At 72.7% G+C, this 4313-nt stretch carries 3 protein-coding genes and 1 pseudogene; all 4 read right to left on the bottom strand.

Going from position 1 to position 4313, the window contains the following annotated elements; translation table 11 throughout:
• On the bottom strand, positions 1–654 hold a 654-nt coding region (locus tag G3I40_RS17210), incomplete at its 3' end, for a zinc-binding alcohol dehydrogenase (RefSeq protein WP_164303034.1).
• A 25-nt stretch (positions 655–679) separates the two neighbouring features.
• Positions 680–2614: an asparagine synthase (glutamine-hydrolyzing) gene (gene asnB, locus G3I40_RS17205; protein ID WP_164303033.1), complete on the bottom strand. Its 1935-nt coding sequence runs from the start codon at positions 2612–2614 to the stop codon at positions 680–682.
• Positions 2615–2618: 4 nt separating this feature from the next.
• Positions 2619–4133 carry a Wzz/FepE/Etk N-terminal domain-containing protein gene (locus G3I40_RS17200; RefSeq protein ID WP_164303032.1) on the bottom strand — a complete coding sequence of 505 codons (1515 nt, stop codon included), beginning with the start codon at positions 4131–4133 and terminating at the stop codon, positions 2619–2621.
• Positions 4130–4313 (bottom strand): annotated as a pseudogene (locus G3I40_RS17195) (polysaccharide biosynthesis protein); the annotation flags it as partial. The pseudogene G3I40_RS17195 and the gene G3I40_RS17200, both read right to left, overlap by 4 nt.

Below are 4313 nucleotides of genomic sequence, written 5' to 3'. Positions count from 1 at the left end.
GCAGGACACGGCGCCGACGCGCTCGGCGAGGGCGCAGCGCTCCGGGTCGGGGTCGGCGCCGACGACGCGGACCCCGGAGGCGGTGAGCAGCTGCACCACCAGCTGGCCGATCAGCCCGAGGCCGATGACGAGGGCCACCTCGCCGAGTTGCGGCTCGCCCTGGCGCACGCCCTGCAGGGCGATCGAGCCGACGGTGCCGAAGGCGGCGTGGCGCGGCGCGAGGCCGTCGGGCACCGGGGTGTAGAGGTTCTTCGGCACCCAGTTCGTCTCGGCGTGCAGCGCGTGCTCGTTGCCGGCGCAAGCCACGAGGTCGCCGACCTTCACGTCGTCGATCCCGGCGCCGACCTGCTCGACGACCCCGCACAGCGAGTAGCCGAGCGGCGTGTAGGAGTCCAGTTTGCCCATCACCTTGCGGTAGGTGGCGGGCAGCCCGTTGGTGGCCACGCTCTGCATGACCTTGGCCACCTGGTCGGGGCGGGAGCGGGCCTTGCCCAGCATCGACATGCCGGCCTCGGACACCTTCATGAGCTCCGTGCCGGTGGAGATCAGCGAGTAGGCGGTGCGGACCAGCACACCGCCCGGCTTGCAGTCCGGCACCGGCACGTCGAGCACCGCCAGCTCGCCGCTCTTGTAGTTCTGAACAACCTGCTTCACCCGAACTCCCACTCCCGAAGATTCCTTAAGCCCTTGACCGAGTGCTCTGGCCGGACCCGGAGGTCGCGTCGCGATACCAGTACTCGAGGGTCAGTACGTGCCACAGATGCTTGGAGAAGTCCCGCTGCCCGGCGGCGTCCTCGGCGACCATCCGCGCCAGCGCGTCGCGGCGCAGGATCCCGGAGTTGACGAGCACCCCGTCGTGCACCACCTCGCGCACCAGCGGTGCCAGGTCCCGGCTCATCCAGGCGCGCAGCGGAGCGCTGAAGAGCCCCTTGGGCCGGTAGACGATCTCCCGGGGCAGGACCGAGGTGGCCGCCTCCTTGAGGACGGCCTTGCCCTGCCGTCCGACGATCTTGCGGTTGCCGGGCACGGCGAACGCCGCCCGGACCACCTCGACGTCCACGTACGGCACCCGGACCTCGGTCGACGCGGCCATGCTGGAGCGGTCCGTGTAGGCGAGGTTCAGGCCCGGCAGGAACATCCGGGCGTCGCCCAGGCACATGCGGTTGACGAAGTCGTCGAGGTCGTTGTCCTCGTAGACGTCCGCGTGCTCGGTCAGCACGTCGTCGACCGTCCCGGCGAGGTCCGGGTTGACGAGGGCGAGCAGCTCCTCCTGGTCGTACATGGTGTAGCTGCGCCGGAACGCGGTCTCCTCCGGCAGGTCGGCGAAGGACAGGAACCGCTTCGCGAACCGCACGGACCGGTACCCGCGCCGTTTCGAGGCGACCGGCAGCCGGTCCACGGCCGCGCTGACGCCTCGCCGCAGCGGACGCGGGACGCGCTGGTAGCGCAGGGCGATCAGGTTGGCCAGGTGTTTGCGGTAGCCGGCGAACAGCTCGTCGGCGCCCATCCCGGACAGCATCACCTTGACCCCGGCCTCCCGGGCGGCCGAGCAGATCAGGAACGTGTTGATCGCGGCGGGATCGCCGATCGGCTCGTCCAGGTGGTACGTCATCTGCGGCAGCAGGTCGAGCACGTTCGGCGCGATCTCGATCTCGTGCAGGTCGACGCCGAACCGCTCGGCCACCTGCCGCGCGTAGCGCAGGTCGTCGGGCATCGCCTCGAACTTGGCGTCCTCCGCGCGGAATCCGATCGTGTAGGCGGAGATGCCGGGCTGATGCCGGGCCGCCAGCGCGGTCAGGTAGCTGGAGTCGAGCCCCCCGGACAGGAAGGTCGCCACGGGGACGTCGGAGAGCAGGTGCTTGCGGGTCGACTCCTCGACGATGGCGGCCAGGTCGGGCTGCTCGCCGCTGCGGGCACGCTCCCGGCCCTCGGCGGCGACGTCCTTCAGGTGCCAGAACCGGCCCCGGTCCACCCGGCCGTCGGGCCGGCACCGCAGCCAGCTGCCCGGCGGCAGTTTCTCCGCCTCGCGGAAGGCGCACCGGGAGTCCGGCACCCAGTAGTAGAGCAGCGACGCCACCAGCGCGCCGTGGTCCACCTCCAGCGGGCCGCCCGGCACGGTGGCGAGCGCCTTGAGCTCGGAGGCGAACGCGAGGCCCTCGCCGCGCCGCAGCAGGAACAGCGGCTTGATGCCCAACTGGTCGCGGGCGAGCACCAGTTCGCCGGTGCGCTCGTCGAAGATGCCGAACGCGAACATCCCGCGCAGCCGGGGCAGGCAGTCCGTGCCCCAGCGCCGCCAGGCCTCCAGGAGCACCTCGGTGTCGGAGGTGCCGCGAAAGCGCACCCCGTGAGCGGCCAGCTCGGCGCGCAGCTCGGGCGCGTTGTACAGCTCGCCGTTGTACGTCAGGGCGAGGCCGCCCGAGACCATCGGCTGGGCGCCGGCCTCGGACAGGTCGATGATGGCCAACCGCCGGTGCCCGAGCTGTACTTCGCCGTCACCGACGCCGTGGCCGTAGCGGCCGGCCCCGTCCGGGCCGCGGTGGGCGAGGGTGTCGGTGAGCCGGTCGGTCACGGCCTTTCCGTCCGGCCAGCGGTACGTGCCTGCGATGCCGCACATGGTCTTACCTCGCCTCCTGGTCGTTGTCCGGGCCCCGTGCGGCCCACACCCGCAGCCGCTCCGTGCGCGGGGCCCCGTTCTGCCGGGCGAGGCGCTCGCCGTGACCGCGCAGCGCCGTGTGCAGCCCGTCCCACAGGGTGCCGTCGGTGCGGTCCCGCGGATCGGGGTCGATGAGCACCACCCCGATCACCGGGATGAGGAGGTCCGCGAGCTGTCGGGCCACGGTGTGCAGCCATGCGGTGCTGCCGTGCCCGGCGCGCACGACGAGCACGGTCTGGGCACCGAGGTCGTTCAGGCCAGTCCATGCCGTGCCCGGGGTCACCGAGCCGACGCCGAGCCGGCGTTCCTGGTGCGGCAGGGACGCGGCCTGCCCGGCGCCGACCACGGTGGGGTCCCCCGGTTTCGCGCGGTGCTGCGCGAGCTGCGGGCCGGGCAGGCCGTCGACGACGGTCACCGGGCCGTGCGCCGCCAGCGCCCTGGCGAGGTCCAGGGCGATCACGCTCGTGCTGCGTGCACAGCCCAGTTCGAGCAAGGACACCGGCTGCGAGGAGTCGCGCACGGTGCGGGCCAGGGTCGCGGTGAGCCGTTCGCGGGCCGCCCGGGTCCGGCGGCGCTGCCACCGCCTGCCTGTGCGGTGCGGCAGTTCGGCGATGACCGAGGCGCCCAGGTTGGCCGCGATGTCGCGGCGCAGGACCGGGCGGTCCCGCACCACCGTGCCGACCGCTGCCGCCGCGAGCCCGAGGACGAGTCCGAGGACCAGGCCGATCCCGGCGCCGGTCGCGGCGGACCGGGGCAGGGAGTGCCGCACCGCACGCGGTGAGTCCACGATCTGGGTGCCGGACACGACCTTGGGCGTACCGGTGCGTGCGTCCTCGGCGCGCTGGTCGAAGTCGGAGATCCGCGAGTTGAGTTCCGCGCGGCGGGCGAAGAGGGACTCGATGCTCGCCGACTGGGTCGGGTCGCTGTCCGGCGACCTGTCGCCGATCTCCTTGTTGACCTCGGCGAGTTCGTCCCGCATGCGGTCGCGCTGGTCGGTCAGGGCCTTGGCCTCGGCCTGTGCGGTCCGCTGCATCCGCTGCACGTGGTCCGTGACGAAGGCGTCCGCCAGCGCCTTGGCCCGCGCCACCGCCTGGGCGTCGCTGTCGCCGGTCACGTCGATCTGCAGCAGGTTGTTGGTCAGCCCGGTCCCCCGGTAGTCCCGCATGAAGTCCTCCGCTTTGTCGCGGGAGTCGAGGGACTGCAGGGCCTTGTCGGCGATCCGTGTGGTCTGCAACAGCTGTACGTCGGTGCGCATCAGCGTGCCGGTGTCGTTCGGCTGGTCGTCGGCGTGCGCGACGAGCACCTTGGTCGTCGCGGCCGGGGCCGGAGGGCGCAGCACGGCCAGCGCCGCGCCGGCCAGCAGCCCCAGGAGCGCGAGGGAGCACCACAGGCGGCGGCGTCGGCGTACCGACACCACCAGCGACTGCAGGTCGAACAGGGACGTGGTGGTGGGCGACTCGGAAGTCGTGTTCGTCGTCACGCCGAACCTCCCTTCGCGCCGCCGCGCACCGCGAGCGCCTCGGCGGCGTGGTCCCCGGGGTGTGCGGGGGACGGCGCAGCGACGCCCCGTACCGTGCCGGCGATGACGATGCCGACCACTTCGTGCCTGCCGTCCGCGCAGGCCCCGGCGATGCCGGCGAGCTGCTCGGCGGTCCAGGTG

The organism is Streptomyces sp. SID14478 (genome assembly GCF_010548525.1).
GTDB lineage: Bacteria > Actinomycetota > Actinomycetes > Streptomycetales > Streptomycetaceae > Streptomyces.
Note: the sequence above shows the minus strand (reverse complement) of the source record. Positions and strands in the feature narration are given on the sequence as shown.

Excerpts from the sequence above, each read along its gene's own strand:
- asnB (WP_164303033.1), bottom strand. The coding sequence starts at position 2,614 with ATGTGCGGCATCGCAGGCACGTACCGCTGGCCGGACGGAAAGGCCGTG.